The sequence below is a fragment of the Brevibacterium daeguense genome, assembly GCF_021729135.1.
GTDB lineage: Bacteria > Actinomycetota > Actinomycetes > Actinomycetales > Brevibacteriaceae > Brevibacterium > Brevibacterium daeguense.
In genome coordinates this window covers 96,863-113,221 of the sequence record NZ_JAJTWW010000008.1, presented here as the reverse complement: position 1 = coordinate 113,221, position 16,359 = coordinate 96,863, and the positions used below count along the sequence as shown (strand labels likewise).

At 68.0% G+C, this 16,359-nt stretch carries 14 protein-coding genes; 7 read left to right on the top strand and 7 right to left on the bottom strand.

The features are described from left to right. The first annotated feature begins 30 nt into the window (after positions 1-30). Positions 31-1,116 (top strand): C40 family peptidase, encoded by a 1,086-nt coding sequence (locus LXN01_RS08485; RefSeq protein WP_236864230.1) that lies wholly within the window; start codon positions 31-33, stop codon positions 1,114-1,116. Positions 1,117-1,129: 13 nt separating this feature from the next. Then, positions 1,130-2,092, top strand: coding sequence for a diacylglycerol/lipid kinase family protein (locus tag LXN01_RS08480; protein ID WP_236864229.1), 963 nt, complete (start codon positions 1,130-1,132; stop codon positions 2,090-2,092). 30 nt (positions 2,093-2,122) lie between these two features. Here the strand turns inward: LXN01_RS08480 and LXN01_RS08475 are convergent, their stop codons facing one another. Beyond that, complete coding sequence (locus LXN01_RS08475; RefSeq protein WP_236864228.1) at positions 2,123-3,769, bottom strand: FAD-binding dehydrogenase; 1,647 nt, start codon at positions 3,767-3,769, stop codon at positions 2,123-2,125. Between the two features lie 31 nt (positions 3,770-3,800). Continuing rightward, positions 3,801-4,592: a zinc transporter ZupT gene (gene zupT, locus LXN01_RS08470; RefSeq protein ID WP_236864227.1), complete on the bottom strand. Its 792-nt coding sequence runs from the start codon at positions 4,590-4,592 to the stop codon at positions 3,801-3,803. Between the two features lie 356 nt (positions 4,593-4,948). Between zupT and LXN01_RS16115 the strand changes: the two genes are divergently transcribed. Further along, positions 4,949-5,083, top strand: coding sequence for a hypothetical protein (locus LXN01_RS16115; protein ID WP_272902323.1), 135 nt, complete (start codon positions 4,949-4,951; stop codon positions 5,081-5,083). Then, on the top strand, positions 5,080-6,270 hold the full coding sequence (locus tag LXN01_RS08465; RefSeq protein ID WP_236864226.1) for a YeiH family protein: 1,191 nt from the start codon (positions 5,080-5,082) through the stop codon (positions 6,268-6,270). Before LXN01_RS16115 ends, LXN01_RS08465 begins: the two co-directional genes overlap by 4 nt. Positions 6,271-6,430: 160 nt before the next feature. On the opposite strand, the gene LXN01_RS08460 is transcribed toward LXN01_RS08465, so the two are convergent. After that, positions 6,431-8,314 carry an HNH endonuclease signature motif containing protein gene (locus LXN01_RS08460; protein WP_236864225.1) on the bottom strand — a complete coding sequence of 628 codons (1,884 nt, stop codon included), beginning with the start codon at positions 8,312-8,314 and terminating at the stop codon, positions 6,431-6,433. A gap of 565 nt (positions 8,315-8,879) precedes the next feature. Here LXN01_RS08460 and LXN01_RS08455 point away from each other — a divergent pair. Then, positions 8,880-9,830, top strand: coding sequence for a slipin family protein (locus tag LXN01_RS08455; RefSeq protein WP_236864224.1), 951 nt, complete (start codon positions 8,880-8,882; stop codon positions 9,828-9,830). Between the two features lie 46 nt (positions 9,831-9,876). On the opposite strand, the gene pdxT is transcribed toward LXN01_RS08455, so the two are convergent. Together pdxT and pdxS are read right to left on the bottom strand one after the other, a co-directional pair. Next, the gene (gene pdxT, locus LXN01_RS08450) at positions 9,877-10,566 is read right to left on the bottom strand and encodes a pyridoxal 5'-phosphate synthase glutaminase subunit PdxT (protein ID WP_272902322.1); all 690 of its coding nucleotides are present in this window, start codon (positions 10,564-10,566) and stop codon (positions 9,877-9,879) included. A gap of 7 nt (positions 10,567-10,573) precedes the next feature. Further along, a complete protein-coding gene (pdxS, locus tag LXN01_RS08445) occupies positions 10,574-11,455 on the bottom strand; it encodes a pyridoxal 5'-phosphate synthase lyase subunit PdxS (protein ID WP_425547663.1) in 882 nt (293 codons plus the stop codon). 119 nt (positions 11,456-11,574) lie between these two features. On the opposite strand from pdxS, the gene pdxR reads away from it, so the two are divergent. Then, positions 11,575-12,978, top strand: a complete 1,404-nt coding sequence (pdxR, locus tag LXN01_RS08440; protein ID WP_236864223.1) for a MocR-like pyridoxine biosynthesis transcription factor PdxR — start codon at positions 11,575-11,577, stop codon at positions 12,976-12,978. A gap of 72 nt (positions 12,979-13,050) precedes the next feature. Further along, the gene (locus tag LXN01_RS08435; protein WP_236864222.1) at positions 13,051-13,545 is read left to right on the top strand and encodes an OsmC family protein; all 495 of its coding nucleotides are present in this window, start codon (positions 13,051-13,053) and stop codon (positions 13,543-13,545) included. On the opposite strand, the gene LXN01_RS08430 is transcribed toward LXN01_RS08435, so the two are convergent. Both LXN01_RS08430 and LXN01_RS08425 read right to left on the bottom strand, forming a co-directional pair. Continuing rightward, positions 13,532-13,855: a putative quinol monooxygenase gene (locus LXN01_RS08430; RefSeq protein ID WP_236864221.1), complete on the bottom strand. Its 324-nt coding sequence runs from the start codon at positions 13,853-13,855 to the stop codon at positions 13,532-13,534. The two genes, LXN01_RS08435 and LXN01_RS08430, sit on opposite strands and share 14 nt — an antisense overlap. A gap of 192 nt (positions 13,856-14,047) precedes the next feature. Next, positions 14,048-16,273: an NADP-dependent isocitrate dehydrogenase gene (locus LXN01_RS08425; RefSeq protein ID WP_236864220.1), complete on the bottom strand. Its 2,226-nt coding sequence runs from the start codon at positions 16,271-16,273 to the stop codon at positions 14,048-14,050. Between the last annotated feature and the right edge of the window lie 86 nt (positions 16,274-16,359).

Below are 16,359 nucleotides of genomic sequence, written 5' to 3'. Positions count from 1 at the left end.
CTTCCCACCAGGTCACTGGAAGGACAAGATATGTCTGCACGCACGCCCATTCTCCGCGGCATCTCATCGGCCGTTCTCGGCGTCGGACTGCTCGCCGGAGCCTCCGTGTCGGCCCACGCGGTCCCGGGGCTCACCGGGGGAGCGGCCGACAGGACACCCACAGCGATCCCCACCGCCAAGCCCGGCGAAGGGCTGGAGGCAGGCGACACCGCTTTCGTCGACGTCGCCGTCGCGACGCTGTGGACGAAGCCGAGTTCGCCGCGGTCGGTCGACGAACCTGCTCTCGGGAACCCGGTCCACCTCGGCTCGTGGAACTCGAACCTGGCCGGCACCGAGGTGCGCCGCGGCCTCACCGGGAAGACGCAGACCCAGGCGCTCTTCGCCGACGAAGTGCGCATTCTCGACGTCGACGGCGACTGGGCGCGGGTCGCGGTCGCCGGCCAGTCCGCACCGGGAGAGAAGCACGGCTACCCGGGCTGGGTGCCCACGCGTCAGCTCGTCGAGAACCCGGGCTTCGACACGGCGAGGGACTCGCGCCCAACGGCCGTCGTGACCGCGAAGACCACCGAGCTGTCTGCCCACCCCGGCGGCGAGGCGGTCGAGCAGGTGACGATGAACACCGAGCTGCCGATGCTCGCGGAGGCCGGTGACGAGGTTCGGGTGGCTCTGCCCGACGGCTCCAAGGCGTGGGCAGTCGCCGAGGACGTCGCCGTCCACGCACCCGGCGAAGGTCCCGCTGCTCCCAAACCCTCCCAGCTCGTCGCCACTGCCGAGCAGTTCCTCGATCTGCGATACCTGTGGGCCGGCACCTCCGCCTACGGCTTCGACTGCTCGGGCTTCACCTACACCGTGTTCCGCGCCCACGGCATCGAGATCCCGCGGGATTCCGGCCCGCAGTCGCAGGGCGGCGCGTCTGTCGCGGCCGAGGACCTTGCGGTCGGCGACCTGATCTTCTTCGCGGGCACCGGCGGCCGGGGCACGGTCCACCACGTAGGCATGTACATCGGACACGGGAAGATGATCCACGCGCCCAACGCCTCGAAGTCCGTCGAGATCGTCGACTGGAAGAAGTGGGACCGCGGCAAGCAGTTCGCCGGGGCGCAGCGTTACCTCTGAGCCGGGAGGCGCGGTGGAGCACTGGGTGATCATCGTCAATCCCGTCCATCGGGATTCGGCGCTGCGCGTCGCCGAGGTGACCGCTGTCCTCGAGCGCGCGGGAGTCGCCTGGTCGCTCCAGCCCACCACCGCTGTCCGCGAAGGCGGTCCGCAGGCGGCGGGGGCATCGGCGGGCGGGGCGGCCCGCCTCGTCGTGATCGGCGGGGACGGCACTGTCCGCGCGGTCGCCGCCGGGCTGCTGGCCGGGGTTCGGCCGGTTCCCGTGGTCGTCGTCCCGGCGGGGACGGCGAACCTGTTGGCGCTCAATCTCGGGCTGCAGCCCGGATCTGTGAGTGCTCGCCGCCTCCTGGCATCCACGACCCGCGCAGTCGACGTCGGCCGGGTCCGGCTCACGAACCGTCGCGGCCACGTCATCGACGACGTCTTCCTGATCGCAGCCGGGATGGGGGAGGACGCGCGCACGGCGATGGCCATGTCACCCCGCCTCAAGCGCGTGGCCGGCTGGCTGTCGTACCCCGTGGCCGGGATTCCCCGCCTCGGCAGCTCCGGGAATCGACTGAGCGCCTCGTGGACGGGACGGCCGACTTCCGTCGGCGAGGAGCAGCAGGACCAGGCGGGGGCGCCTCGGGACGCCGCGGCAAGCGGGCGGTTCGACGGCCGGGTGTGGAGCGCGCTCGTCGGCAACGCCGGCCGCATCCCGGCCGGGATCCGCGTATTCCGCCGCGCCCACCTGACCTCGGGTGACCTGGAGCTGCTCATCTGCACGGCACGCACTCCGCTGGACTGGGTGCAGGTCGGACTGCGGGGATTCGGAATGCTGCGCAGGGACCCGGCACCACTGGCCTACCGGCAGGTCGAAGCGGTTGTGATCGAGCCCGAGGCGCCCGCTCCCGTTCAGCTCGACGGTGACGTGATCCCGGATGTCGTCCGGATGGAGGTCACCCTCCTGCCGCACGCGCTGTCGGTGGTCGTCTGAGGCTGTCGTCCCATCGCGCTGCCGTTCCTCTCACCGCGCTGCCGCTGCGGCGGCGCGGCCGGCCACTCGGCCGGAGAACAGACAGCCGCCCAGAAACGTGCCTTCGAGCGAGTTGAAGCCGTGCATACCGCCCCCGCCGAAACCGGCCGCCTCTCCTGCCGCATAGAGACCCGGCACCGGCTGCCCTGCAGAATCGAGCACTCGGGCGTCGAGGTCCGTGTGGAGTCCGCCGAGCGTCTTGCGGGTGAGGATATGCAGCCGCACCGCGATGAGCGGCCCGGCCGCCGGTTCGAGGATCGGGTGGACAGGGGCCACCCGGATGAGCTTGTCGCCGAGGAAATTCCGCGCCTGCCGGATCGCGTGCAGCTGCGCGTCCTTCCCGAACTCGTTGGCCACTTGAGCGTCACGCGCCTCGATCAGATCGCGCACTGCCGCCGGCGACAGTCGAGGCGTGTCGGTCAGGGAGTTCATGCCGGCGACGAGATCCTCGAGGGAGTCGGCGACGACGAAGTCCTCGCCGTGCGTCTTGAACGCCTCGACCGGGGCGGTCGCACCCTTTCGCACGCGGCCGAGCGTGGCCCTGATGCTCCTGCCGGTGAGGTCGGGATTCTGCTCCGATCCGGACAGCGCGAACTCCTTCTCGATGATCCGCTGGTTGAGGATGAACCAGGAGTGGTCCGCGCCGGTCGATCGCAGATGCTTGAGCGTGGCCCGCGTGTCGAAGCCCGGGAACAGCGGCACCGGCAGCCGGTTTCCGTTGGCGTCCAGCCACAGGGACGACGGTCCCGGCAGGATCCGGATGCCGTGGCCGCGCCAGACCGGATCCCAGTTGCGGATGCCCTCGGTGTAGTGCCACATCCGGGTCGTGTTGATCAGCCGACCTCCGACCGACTCGGCGATCGGAAGCAGCCGGCCGTCGACGTACTCGGGGACCCCGGAGACCATCGACTGCGGGGGACTGCCGAGGTCCGCCGGCCAATTGGCTCGAACCTTGTCGTGGTCGGCGCCGATCCCGCCGCTGGCGATGACCACGGTGCTCGCGCGGAACTCGAACTCGCCGACCACCTCGCGAGTCGAGGCGGCGCCACGCGGACTGCTGTCGGGAGCCAGGCGTGCGCCTCGGGCTCCGACGACCGCATCGCCGAGAGTGAGGAACTCGTCGACGCGGTGCCGGAAGAGCACCCGGATCCTGCCGGCGTCGATGAGGCGGCGCAGACGGCCGACGAACGGGGCGACGACGCCGGGTCCCGTGCCCCAGGTGATGTGGAAGCGGGGCACGGAGTTGCCGTGGCCGGTCGCGGTGCCGTCGCCGCGCTCGGCCCACCCGACGACCGGGAAGAAGCGGTGGCCCAGCGAGCGCAGCCACGCCCGCTTCTCCTCGTGCGCGAACCGGAGGTACGCCTCGGCCCAACGGCGGGGCCACACGTCGTGCTCCTCGAATGCGGCCGAGCCGAACCAGTCGGCACGTGCGAGTTCGAACGAGTCGCGCACACCCATCCGGCGCTGTTCGGGGGAGTCGATGAGGAAGAGGCCGCCGAAGGACCAGTACGCCTGCCCGCCGAGGTCCTGCTCTCCCTCCTGGTCGAGGAGGAGTACTCGGGCGCCGGCGTCGGCCGCCTCGGTGGCGGTGACGAGGCCGGAGAGTCCGGTTCCGATGACGAGGACGTCGGTGTCCATCTGCTTCTCCCTGGTCGTGGGCTGGGTGAGATCACATCATGATGAGGAGGCTGACGGCCATCACCGCCATGCCCGCGACGAGACCGTAGACCGAATGGTGGTGGTAGCCGTACTTCTCCGCCGTCGGCAGCAGCTCGTCGAAGGAGATGAACACCATGATTCCGGCGACCGCGGCGAAGACGATTCCGAACAGGGTCGGGGTGATGAAGGGCTGCAGGATGGCGAAGCCGATGAGCGCGCCGGCCGGTTCGGCCAGGCCGGAGAGGGTCGAGTAGCCGAGGGCTTTCATCCGTGAGCCGGTCGCATGGTAGACCGGAACGGCGACGGCGATGCCCTCCGGGACGTTGTGGATCGCGATGGCCACCACGATGGGGATCGCCACCCGCGGGTCGTCGAGGGCGGCGAGGAAGGTCGCGAACCCCTCCGGGAAGTTGTGCAGGGCCAGCGCCAGCGCAGTGAATGTCCCCATTCGCAGCAGAGCGTGCTCGCGGCGCTTCTCCTCGTCGACGGTGCTGGTGGGCTCGTGCGGATTCACGGACTCGGGAACGAATCGATCGATGATCGCGATGAGGGCGATTCCGGCGAAGAACCCGGCAGCGGCGAGCCAGTGGGATGTGGACTCGCTGCGCTCCTCGAGGAGGGAACCCACCGCCTTGGGCAGGATCTCGATCATCGAGACGTAGACCATCACCCCGGCCGAGAACCCGAGTGCCGCCGAGAGCACCTGGCGCGAGGTGCCGCCGAAGATCGCCAGCAGTCCGCCGACTCCAGTCGCAAGACCGGCCAGGACTGTGAAGGAGAACGCGATGAGAATGCTCTCCACGTGCTGCCCTCCTGCTCAGTTCCGGTCCCATTCAAGTTCTAGTCAACAGCCGACTGCGTCCACAACTCCTCATGTGCGCAGGTGAGCAAGTATCACCGGTCCGAACACCGAATTGCGGCAGAGCGGCGGGGTGGCGGAGGGGAGGGCATGCCGGGCGGACCGCGCGCGGCCGTGAGGGAATGCCGGGAGGGAGTTCGAGAGGCGGCCGTGAGGGAATGTCGGGAGACCGCGGGGTGGCCCAGCGATGAATTCTGCAGTGACTTCCGCCCCAGTGAAGCGGTACCGGCATCTGTTCGGAGTCCTTCGCTTCTAGGATGAAGGACGTTCAGACGCAGCTGAGATCGAGAGGACCCATCGTGAACGAGGACAAGGGATCACCGGATGACCACGGCAAGTTCTCCCTGAGCGAGGACTGGATTGCGACCGGGATCGGCCTCATCCTTCTGACCGTCTGCCTGCTCGGCCTGGTGAACCCGGAGATCATTCCGTGAATCGCCCCGATCTCGACAAGAAGCTGAGCACGCGCCCCTCCGGCTCGGGTGCTTCCGTCGCCCCGGAGGAAGCCGTCGCCGAGGCGACACGGACCCGCCATGTGCTGTGGACTCTCGCCGGGGTCATCGTCGTCGTCGGGTTGGCGTACCTGGTGCGCTTCCTCACCGACTTCGTTCCGGAGGCGACCGATGGAACATGGTTCGGCGGTATCGCGAAGTCGATCGAGTACCCGATCTACGCTATTGCGCTGGGTTTCCTCGCCAACGCAGTGCTGTCGCTGCTTCATGTGCGTGACCGCATGTACGCGGCCTTCCGCACCGAACTGTTCATCAAGATCGGTTTGGTGCTGCTCGGAGCGACCATCAACTTCGCGATCTTCGTCAAGGCCGCCGGTCCGGCAATCATCCAGGCCCTCTGCCTGATCGCGATCGTCTTCCTCTTCACCTGGTGGTTCGCAGGGAAGCTCGGCCTCGACGATCGGCTGCGTGCGCTGCTCGCATCCGCACTGTCGATCTGCGGCGTCAGTGCCGCTGTGGCGGCGGCGGGCGCTGTGCGAGCGAAGAAGGAGCAGCTCGCCTACACTGCGACGCTCGTCGTCGTGTTCGCGGTGCCGTCGATCTTCCTGTTGCCATGGCTGGCGAATCTGATGGGCCTGCCCGCTGCTGTGACCGGTGCGTGGATCGGCGGCAACATCGACACGACTGCCGCGGTCACGGCCGCCGGTGCTGTGGCTGGAGAGCAGCCGCTGCAGATCGCCTCGATCGTCAAGGTCACGCAGAACGCCTTGCTCGGCTTCGTCGCTGTGCTGTTGACGATGTACTTCACCCTCAAGATCGAGAAGCCCGCGGGCGAGGTGCAGCCGGACGGAAGCAAGCCGAAGGCATGGAAGATGATCTGGGACCGCTTCCCGAAGTTCGTGCTCGGCTTCCTGCTCGCCTCGATCGTGGCGACGATTCTGGGCTCGACGATGGATCCAGCGGTGCTCGAGCCTCGCCTCGACGCCGCCAAGGAGCTGCAGACCTGGGCGCTGATCCTGGCGTTCGTGTCGATCGGCCTCGAATTCAAGGTCGGATCGATCAAGGAAGCCGGCTGGAAGCCCGTAGCCGTCTTCGCGGCGGCGACAGGAGTCAACCTTCTCGCAGGTCTCGGCCTGGCACTGTTGCTCTTCAGCTCATTCCAGTTCTGATCTTTCTGGTGTTTCCGGCAGGCTTCTCATTCTGCTTCGCCTCGAGGGAGGAGCGGAGCGGAGTCTTCGCAAGGTTCATGGGTCTTGGGTCGTCGATCTTGGGTGTCCAGTGAATCAATCTGAGGTCGGCATGTCGAGCTGACCTCGGCCCGTCGCTGGTTCAGAAGGGCGGCGGTTGGCCGTGGTCGGGCCGGAGTCGCCGGTCGTCCGTGCCGAAGGGTCCGGGTTCTTCGAAGGGCAGCTCGACATCGGGTGACTCCTCGTACGTCGATTCCGGCTTCCAACCTGCCGATCGTGAGCCTGCCGGTCGACTGTCGGCATCTGCCCGATTCGGAAGGTCGTCCCCGTCCGGGTTCACGGGGGAACCCCAGCCAACACCTGAGGACACCCAGCTGGGCAAGCCCGGGGATTGCGTTCCGGGAGGCCCGGTATTGTCCGGAGGCCTGGTACTTCCGGATGATGCTCCACGTTCGGAAGGCACGGCATCATCGGGAGGTTCGCCGTCATCAGGAGGTTCGGCAGGGCTCGGCGGCCCGGAATTATCCGGTGGTCCGCCGTCGGGTCGTCGACCGTCAGGTGGTGATCCGCGGTCCGGCGGTACGCCGTGGGGTCGCTTTCCGGTGAAGTAGTCTGCGTGCGCCTGATCAATGGGCCGGTCGGGCGGATGGTCGTCGTGGATGATGCCGTGGGGTAGGAGCCAGCGGATGATTCCGTCGGGTCCGTGTTCCAGCCGCAGCTTCCCGCGCGTCTTGAGCTGGTGATGCCGTTTGCACAGCGGATGGAGGTTGTGCAGATCGGTCCGACCACCGGCTTTCGGGTTGTGGTGGGGGTAGGGGATGGCGTGGTCCTGGTCGCAGGTGGCTGCCCGGCGGGTGCAGCCGGGTGCGGGGCACCAGGGTCGCTTCTGCACCAGCGTCATTCTCAGGGCGTTGGGGATGGTGTAGGAGCGGGCGACCTCGTCGACGATCCGTCCGCCGGCCGGGTCGGTGAGCACCCGGTACATGACGTTGGTATGGGAGACGAACTCCCGGGCCATCTCCGCTGGGATCGGCGACCCGTCGGCGAACAGCCCGGGCAGGTCGGCATGCCTTGTCAGGGTGAGCGCGGGCACGGTGACGACGACGCTTGCTTGTTTGCGGAGCCATTCGCCGTTGCTGGGACAGGCCACCTCCACCCACTCACCACCGGCAGCAGCGTCGGCCGGATCTGAAGCGCCGGCGCCGTCGGCTCCCGCAGTGGCCCAGCTCGGGCCGCCGGCAGCAACGCCCGCCCCGCCGGCCCCGCCCGCGGCGTCTCCGGTTCCGGTGCCGCGCTGGATTCTGATTCGGGTGGTCGGGGTCATGGTGGTGAGCATGTCGAACATCAGCTGGTCCATGGTCCGCTCGTCGACGATCTCATCACCCGGTTCCAGTTGCTCTCCGAAGGTCGACGTCTGGTGTGTTCGGATGGCGCGGGCGGTGGCCTCCAGCCGGGCGTGCAGCGCCTTGAGCGGCAGCAGGGGCCCGGTGAGCAGGAGTCGGCCCTCGCAGTCGTCGGTGGCCCACACCTCCACCCGCCGCCGCTTGTGCGTTTCGGCTTCCCGGACGGTGGGTGGGTCGAGGAGGCGGATGGTGTCGTTGACCTTGCGGCAGAATCCCTGCCACTGCATCCCCGCCCGCAGCTTCACCAGGACGTCGTCGAGCTCCTTGAGCTGCTTCGCCGTCAGATGCAGCGCCCGCCGGGCCGCGTACTCCAACCGGACATACGTGATCTCGCCCTTCAGCGCCGCGGCGAAGAGTTTCGGCAGGCCGTAGCAGGCAACGGTCGCCACCCGGGCGTGTCCGTAGGCTTTCACGATCGTGGTGTCGAGGACGGCTGCGATCACGGTGACGTGGGTGCCGTCCAACCGTTCGGCCACCCAGTCGGAGAGCGCTTCGTCTTTGGGTGGGGTGAGGTCGTCGAAGTGGCGGGCGAAGCATTCCTCGATCACCGCCTCGGCCAGGAACCGCAGCCGCTGCACCGCCACCACATCATGCCCCGGCATGAACGCCTGCAACGCAGTCACCGCGGGCCCGTTATCCGACCTCCCATGGCGGGTCCGCTCGTCCGTGCCCGTCACCTGCGTTCACCCCCGTTCCTGCCTCATCGCAGTCAACCCCGGCACCGTCAGCTCGGCTGGCGGGCCGGACCGTGTGGTCCTCCAGGCCGGGCGGGAACCGGGGTCCCCCTTGACCCGTTGCACCCACCCTACGAGGAGCCACGGACACGACCCCACCCCAAACAGGGGTGAAAGCGACGTTAAAAGATCACTGTTCGATAACAAACCGAACACAGGAAACAGAGGTTGGCTGGGCCGTAGAAGCAGACTTCGGCTTCATCGCGAACTGCGCCGGCGCGCGACTGAATCACGTGCGCCGCCGGGTCCCGGAAGCGCGCTGCCGCGGCCGCCGCACTGTCCTCCTGCAATGCCGTCGCACTACAACTCCTGCAACGGCAGTCGCAGCACTCCTCCGACCGCAGCACTCCTCCGACCGCACCCCCGCAGTATTCCTCCTGCCATGCCCTTTTCCCGCGCTGGGTGATATCATGTAGGCCCTCGGTTCGCAAGTCCCAGGGTCAGGGAGGCCGTGATGTTCATCCTCTACGCCGGGCTCGGAGTGCTGATTCTGGCTTCGATTCTGCTCGGCAACAGCGTGCGAATCATCAAACAGTACGAGCGCGGAATCGTATTCCGATTCGGGCGCGTGAACAGCCCGCCTCGCCGCCCAGGCCTGGCATTCATCATCCCGTTCATCGACAGGATGCAGAAGGTCAACCTGCAGATCATCACAATGCCCATTCCTGCTCAGGAAGGCATCACCCGCGACAACGTGACCGTTCGCGTCGACGCGGTCATCTACTTCAAGGTCGTCGACCCGTTCAAGGCGGCGGTCGATGTCGAGGACTACACCCTGGCCGTCGGCCAGGTGGCGCAGACGTCGCTGCGCTCCATCATCGGCAAGAGCGAGCTGGACGACCTGCTCACCAACCGCGAGCGGCTGAATGAAGGGCTGGAGGTCATGATCGACAGCCCGGCAGTCGACTGGGGGGTGCACATCGACCGGGTCGAGATCAAGGACGTTGCTCTCCCGGAGTCGATGAAGCGCTCGATGTCCCGTCAGGCCGAAGCCGAGCGTGAGCGTCGGGCTCGAATCATCAACGCCGACGCCGAGCTGAGGGCGGCCGACAAGCTGTCCCGGGCCGCGGGGATCATGGCGGAGACCCCAGCCGCCCTGCAGCTCCGGCTGCTGCAGACCGTGACCGCGGTCGCCGCCGAGAAGAACTCAACGCTGGTGCTCCCGTTCCCGGTCGAGCTGCTCCGGTTCCTGGAGCGGAACACTCCGCCCGAGGGTCAGGCGCATGACGGTGCGCGGGAAGATGGTGCGCGGGATGGTGGTGCGCCGCAAGCAGCTGCGCCCGTCGAAGAACGCGCGAAGGAGTCCCTGCCGGACCCGGTGGCAGCAGCGGCGCTGGACCCGGAGGCCGTCCGCCAGTATCTCGCCGGACCCGAATCCGCGCCCAGGGCCGAGGTCTCCGGTTGACCGGCCGAGGTGCCTCGGCGACCGCAGGGCCCTGAGCCCTGGACGATCAGCCGGGGCTCCCGGCCCGCCTCGCCTCGCGTCCGGGCTCGACTGCGTTGGTCAGCCCGACGTCTCTCAGCCCGTCGTCTCTCAGCCCGACCAGGGCGAGGAACATCGCGTGCACCCGGGTGTCGGGCGTGAGCTCGGGGTGGAAGGTTGCCGCCATCACAATGCCCTGACGGATCAGCACCGGCCTGCCGCCGTGCTCGGCGAGCACCTCGACAGCGTGCCCGACCTGTTCGACCTGTGGGGCGCGGATGAACACCGCCTCGACGGGGGTGCTCTCACCCGTCACCACGATCGGAGCGACGAAGGACGCAAGCTGGCCGCCGTAGGCGTTGCGCCGCACCGCCATGTCGAGAACGGGCACCCGAGGGTGCTCCGCGAGCGCCTCGGCATCGAGCACCGTGCGCGTCAGGAGGATGAGTCCGGCGCATGTGCCGAACACCGGCAGGCCGTCCCGGATCCGCTGCTCGAGCGCCGGGAACAGGCCCGAAGCGGCCGCCAGGCGGACCATCGACGTGCTTTCGCCGCCCGGCAGCACGACACCGTCGAGCCCGTCCAGATGGGAGGGCAGTGTGACTCGCCGGGTGCGGGCGCCGAGGGATTCGAGCGCCTCCCGGTGCTCGCGCACGCCTCCCTGCAGTGCGACGACGCCGATCAGAGGCGCGGCGACGCCCGAACCGCCGAGCATCATCGGAGCGTCACCATCCGCGCTCGGCGAGACGGTGCGGGGCCGGCAGATCCGCGACGCTGATGCCGACCATCGCATCACCGAGGCCGCGGGAGACGCGGGCGATCGTGTCGGGGTCGTCGTAGTGGGTCGTCGCCTGGACGATAGCGCGGGCGCGCTGCTCCGGGTTCCCCGACTTGAAGATCCCCGAGCCGACGAACACTCCGTCGGCTCCCAGCTGCATCATCATCGCCGCGTCCGCGGGGGTGGCGATGCCGCCGGCGACGAACAGGGTGACCGGCAGGCGGCCCTCGCGCGCGACCTTCTCGACAAGATCGTGCGGCGCCTGCAGCTCCTTGGCCGCGACGAAGAGCTCATCGTGCGACTTTGCGCCGAGCGCGCGGATCTCTCCGAGGATCTGCCTGATGTGACGCATCGCCTCGGACACGTCGCCGGTTCCCGCCTCGCCCTTGGAGCGGATCATGGAAGCGCCCTCGGTGATCCGACGCAGCGCTTCGCCCAGGTTCGTGGCGCCGCAGACGAACGGCACGTCGAATCCTGTCTTGTCGATGTGGTTGACGAAGTCGGCCGGCGAGAGCACCTCGGACTCGTCGATGTAGTCGACACCCAGCGACTGCAGCACCTGCGCCTCGACGAAGTGGCCGATCCGAGCCTTCGCCATCACGGGAATCGACACCGCCTCGATGATCCCGTCGATGAGATCCGGGTCGCTCATCCGGGCCACGCCGCCCTGCGCGCGGATGTCGGCCGGCACCCGCTCGAGCGCCATCACCGCCACCGCGCCCGCCTGCTCGGCGATCCTCGCCTGGTCCGGCGTCACGACGTCCATGATGACGCCGCCCTTCAACATCTGCGCGAGGCCGGCGTTGAGCAGAGGCTGGGTTTCAGTCACGTCAAGAACTCCCTGTGATCGGAACGGAAAGTGTGGAACTTACGCTACAAAGCAATCTGGACCGGAAGAAGAGCCAGAATAAGGTGAGTTTGATAGGCCAGATGTGATTCCATGGTTCCATGACAGTGGAACGCCAGCTCTACCTCGACCTCGATCGCGCGTCGGAAGTGGCTCTGCCGGAGCAGATCGTCCGCGAGATCCGCCGCAGAGTCGTGCTCGGCAGCCTGGTCCCCGGGGATCGGCTGCCCTCGGCCCGGACGCTCGCCCGGTCCCTGGGCGTCTCTCGCGGGACAGTGGACCTTGCGTACGAGCAGCTTGCTGCGGAGGGATACGTGACGCTGAGGCCCCGCAGCGGAACCTTCATCGATCCGGAGCTGCCGGCTGCCGCACTCAGGCCCGGACCGGCGGCCGTCCACGTGCCGCACAGACAGCACCGCGGGAGGGTGAGGATCGACCTCCGGCCCGGCCAGGGGGGCGCCTCGCCTCAGCAGGAGCCACAGTTCCGCGCCGCCTGGCGCCGAGCCCTCGACATCGCGGTCGACCGCGAAGACCCCCTTGGGCAGGAGCGCCTGCGCACAGCAGTGGCCGAGCATCTGCGCATCATGCGGGGAATGGTCGTCGACCCGGCCGACATCATCGTGACCGGCGGTTCACGGGACGGTCTGCGGACTGTGCTGGCAGCGACCGGCGCTGCTGCGATAGCAGTGGAGGATCCAGGGTTTCCGGGACTTCGCCGGGCGCTCGGCTCGGTGGCCGCGCTGCCCGTGGAGGTCGACGAGCACGGCATCTCGGTGGCCGGGCTGGCCGCCCTCCTCGGCGGGTCGACGGGAGAGACGCCGCCGAATGCCCCGCCACGGCCCGGCGCCGTCCTCGTCACCCCCAATCATCAGTTCCCCTACGGCACTGCGATGCCGGTGAAGCGCCGCGCAGAGCTCACCGCCTGGGCGGCGGGGAGCGAGGTGCTCCTGCTGGAGGACGACTACGACAGCGAGGCGCGCTACCTCCGGCCGGCGATCCCGCCGCTCTACGACAGCGCTCCGGTGGGCACCGCGGTCCACATCGGCACCTTCTCGACCGTGCTCACACGCACGGTCGGCACAGGGTACGTGGTGGCCACCGGAGCAGTGGGAGCGCAGGTCCGCGCTGCCCGGGAGCGACTCGGGCCGGCCGTCTCACCGCTGCTGCAGCACGCGATCGCAGAGTATCTGAGCACCGGCGGGCTGCGCAGCCGGATCACTCGCGGCCGCAGGAGGATGCGGGCCGCCGAGGCGGTCGTCGAGGACTACCGGGACCTCCCCGGTCTGGTCCACAGCGGCCCCAGCCTGGTCATCGAGATGTCGGCGGGCGCCTCGGAGGAGATCCGGCGGCGGCTGGAGAGCCGCGGGACGCTGGTGGGCGACCTGGCCTCGGGATGGCACGGCCGGGCTCGGCGGCACGGTCTTGTCATCGCCTACGCGAACGCGACTCCTGAGCAGCTGCGCGAGACCCTCGACGCAGTCGCGGCGGGTCTGCGATCCGTCTGACCGACGGATCGCGGAACGGGCTGAGCTAGAATAGGCGTGTGGTGGAGCACCCTGCTGTGGAAGGATGATGTGATGAATGACGACAGCGCATCACAGGCGGACCACGGTCCGGAGTCGGTCAACCCGGCAGCGCCGGACACCGAGCGCAGCATCGAGATCACCCGAGTGGGGGAGAACCACTACCGCGCGGTCGGCGCCAACGGCGCCACTCTGGAATTCGGCCGCGGCGAGGGGTTGCTGACTCCCGTGGAGCTGCTGCTGGCGGCGCTGGCGGGCTGCTCGGCGATCGACGTCGACACCGTCACCTCGCGACGCACCGAGCCCGAGCGATTCTCGGTGGGCGCCTCATCGAACCTCATCAGTGAGGACGGCGCCACCCGGCTCACGGACATCTCCCTTGACTTCGATCTCGCGTTCCCCGATGACGAGGCGGGGCGGGCCGCAGCCGGGATGGTCGAGCGCCTCGTGCAGCTCTCGCACGACAAGCACTGCACGGTGTCGCGCACGGTGGAGCACGCGACACCCGTGCAGATCAACTCACGGGTCGAGAACGTCAGCCGACGCTGATCTCGCCCATCTCGTCCCAGCCGCTGCCCTCGACCTTGCGGGAGATGATCTTCGGGGTCGAGACGAGGTACTGCGGGAATTCCTGCTGCATCTTCTTGAAGTGGTCGCTGTTGACATGAGCACCGGCGGCCTCGTCGTCGGCGAATGCCTCGACGAGCACGTACTCGTTCGGGACCTCCAGGCTCTTGGACCAGTCGAACCAGAGGTTGCCCGGCTCCTGGCGGGTGGTCTCGGTGAACTCCCGTGACAGCTCGGGCCACTGGTCCACGTACTCGTCCTTGACGGAAAACTTCACAACGATGAAGTACATGTGCTCTCCTTCACGCGATCGGGGCAGCCGGCAGGGGTGCGGCAGCCGACAGTCTGAACACTAGCGCCTCGCCCGCCGAGGCGTCCCGCTGAGTCGGCTCGGACGAGCTCGCCCAGGCATCGGTCCCGCAGGGAGAACGAGCGAGGGCTCCGCACGCCGGTCGCGTGCGGAGCCCTCGGGTGGGAAGTGGGATCAGACCAGCTTCTTCTCCAGGGAGGAGATGATGTCGTTGAAGGTCTGCGACGGCCGCATCACGGCGGCGGTCTTCTCCTCGTCAGGGTTGTAGTAGCCGCCGAGGTCGACCGACGAGCCCTGCACGGCGAGCAGCTCCTCGGTGATCTTCGCCTCGTTCTCCCGCAGGTCCTTCGCGACCTGGGCGAACGCCGCCGCGAGCTCGGAATCGGAGGTCTGCTTCGCCAGCTCCTCGGCCCAGTACAGCGCCAGGTAGAAGTGGCTGCCGCGGTTGTCGAGTTCGCCCGCCTTGCGCGAGGGCGACCTGTTCTCGTGGAGGAAGGTCTCGGTGGCGTTGTCGAGGGTCTCGGCGAGCGCGCCGGCACGGGCGTTGTCCTCCGAGTTGAACAGGTGGCGGAAGCTCTCGGCGATCGCGAAGAACTCACCGAGCGAGTCCCAGCGCAGGTGGTTCTCCTCGACGAGCTGCTGGACGTGCTTGGGCGCCGAACCGCCGGCGCCGGTCTCGAAGAGGCCGCCGCCCGCGATCAGCGGCACCACCGACAGCATCTTCGCCGAGGTCCCCAGCTCGAGGATCGGGAAGAGGTCGGTGTTGTAGTCGCGCAGCACGTTGCCGGTCACGGAGATGGTGTCCTCACCCTTGCGGATCCGGTCGAGCGAGAACTGCGTGGCCTCATCCGGCGACATGATTCGGATGTCCAGCCCGGACGTGTCGTGCTCCCCCAGGTATTCCTCGACCTTGGCGATGAGGTTGCGGTCGTGGGCGCGGCCGTCGTCCAGCCAGAACACCGCGGGAGTCTCCGACAGGCGGGCACGGGTCACGGCCAGCTTGACCCAGTCGCGGAGTGGCACATCCTTGGTCTGGCAGGCGCGCCAGATGTCACCGGGCTCCACGTCGTGGCTCATGAGAACCTCACCGGCGGCGTTGACGACCTCGACGGTGCCGGCCTGGGAGATCTCGAAGGTCTTGTCGTGGCTGCCGTACTCCTCGGCCTTCTGCGCCATCAGCCCGACGTTGGCCACCGAGCCCATGGTCGCCGGATCGTAGGCGCCGTTGGCCTTGCAGTCGTCGATCACGGTCTGGTAGACCCCGGCATAGGACGAGTCCGGGATGACGGCCAGAGCGTCATGGGTGTCGTCGTCCGGACCCCACATCTTGCCGCCGATGCGGATCATCGCCGGCATCGATGCGTCGACGATGACGTCGCTGGGCACATGCAGGTTGGTGATGCCCTTGTCGGAGTTGACCATCGCCATCTCCGGGCCCTCGGCAAGGCCCTTGTCGACGCCGGCGCGGACTCCCTCGGCGACGTCGGACGGAAGCGCATCCAATCCGTCGAGGATCGCGCCGAGACCGTTGTCGGGAGTCAGCCCCGCCTCGGCGAGCTGCTCGCCGTACTGTTCGAAGACCTCGGGGAAGAACGCCTCGATGGCGTGGCCGAAGATGATCGGGTCGGAGACCTTCATCATGGTGGCCTTGAGGTGGACGGAGAACAGGACACCGTTCTCCTTGGCGCGCTTGACCTGCTCGCGCAGGAAGGCGTCGAGCGCGGAGGCCTTCATGAACGTGCCGTCGACGATCTCGCCGGCGAGGACGTCGAAGGACTTGAGATCAGTGGTGCCGTCAGCCGTGCGCAGGCGGATGGTGGCGGTGTCATCGGCGGGGAAGACGACCGACTGCTCATTGGAGCGGAAGTCGTCGGCGTCCATGGTCGCGACCTCGGTCCTGGAGTCGGACGACCATTCGCCCATCGAGTGGGGGTGGGCCTTGGCGAAGTTCTTCACTGCCTTCGGCGCGCGGCGATCGGAATTGCCCTCGCGCAGCACCGGGTTGACGGCCGAGCCCTTGACCTTGTCGTAGCGGGCGCGGACGTCCTTCTCCTCGTCGGTGGACGGCTCCTCGGGGTAGTCCGGCAGCGCATAGCCCTGGGACTGGAGTTCCTTCACCGCCGCCTTGAGCTGTGGGACCGAGGCGGAGATGTTCGGCAGCTTGATGATGTTGGCGTCGGGCTGCTTGGTCATCGCGCCGAGTTCGGCGAGGGCATCGTCCTGCTTCTGCTCGTCGGTGAGGTAGTCGCTGAACAGCGCGATGATGCGACCGGCCAGGGAGATGTCCCGGGTCTCGACCTCCACGCCGGCGGTCGTCGCGAACGCCTCCACGATGGGCTTGAGCGAATAGGTCGCCAGGAGAGGCGCTTCGTCGGTGCGGGTGTAGATGATCTTCGCCATAGTGATGGACCACTCCAGATCGTGTAGGGGGTTTTCGGGGTCAAGTCTACTGATGACGGAGGGAGCGCTGTGGTCGGTACGATGCT

Coding starts and splice junctions, on each gene's coding strand:
- LXN01_RS08485 (WP_236864230.1), top strand. CDS start 31: ATGTCTGCACGCACGCCCATTCTCCGCGGCATCTCATCGGCCGTTCTC.
- LXN01_RS08475 (WP_236864228.1), bottom strand. CDS start 3,769: ATGGACACCGACGTCCTCGTCATCGGAACCGGACTCTCCGGCCTCGTC.
- LXN01_RS08455 (WP_236864224.1), top strand. CDS start 8,880: ATGTTCATCCTCTACGCCGGGCTCGGAGTGCTGATTCTGGCTTCGATT.
- pdxT (WP_272902322.1), bottom strand. CDS start 10,566: ATGATGCTCGGCGGTTCGGGCGTCGCCGCGCCTCTGATCGGCGTCGTC.
- pdxR (WP_236864223.1), top strand. CDS start 11,575: ATGACAGTGGAACGCCAGCTCTACCTCGACCTCGATCGCGCGTCGGAA.
- LXN01_RS08435 (WP_236864222.1), top strand. CDS start 13,051: ATGAATGACGACAGCGCATCACAGGCGGACCACGGTCCGGAGTCGGTC.
- LXN01_RS08430 (WP_236864221.1), bottom strand. CDS start 13,855: ATGTACTTCATCGTTGTGAAGTTTTCCGTCAAGGACGAGTACGTGGAC.
- LXN01_RS08425 (WP_236864220.1), bottom strand. CDS start 16,273: ATGGCGAAGATCATCTACACCCGCACCGACGAAGCGCCTCTCCTGGCG.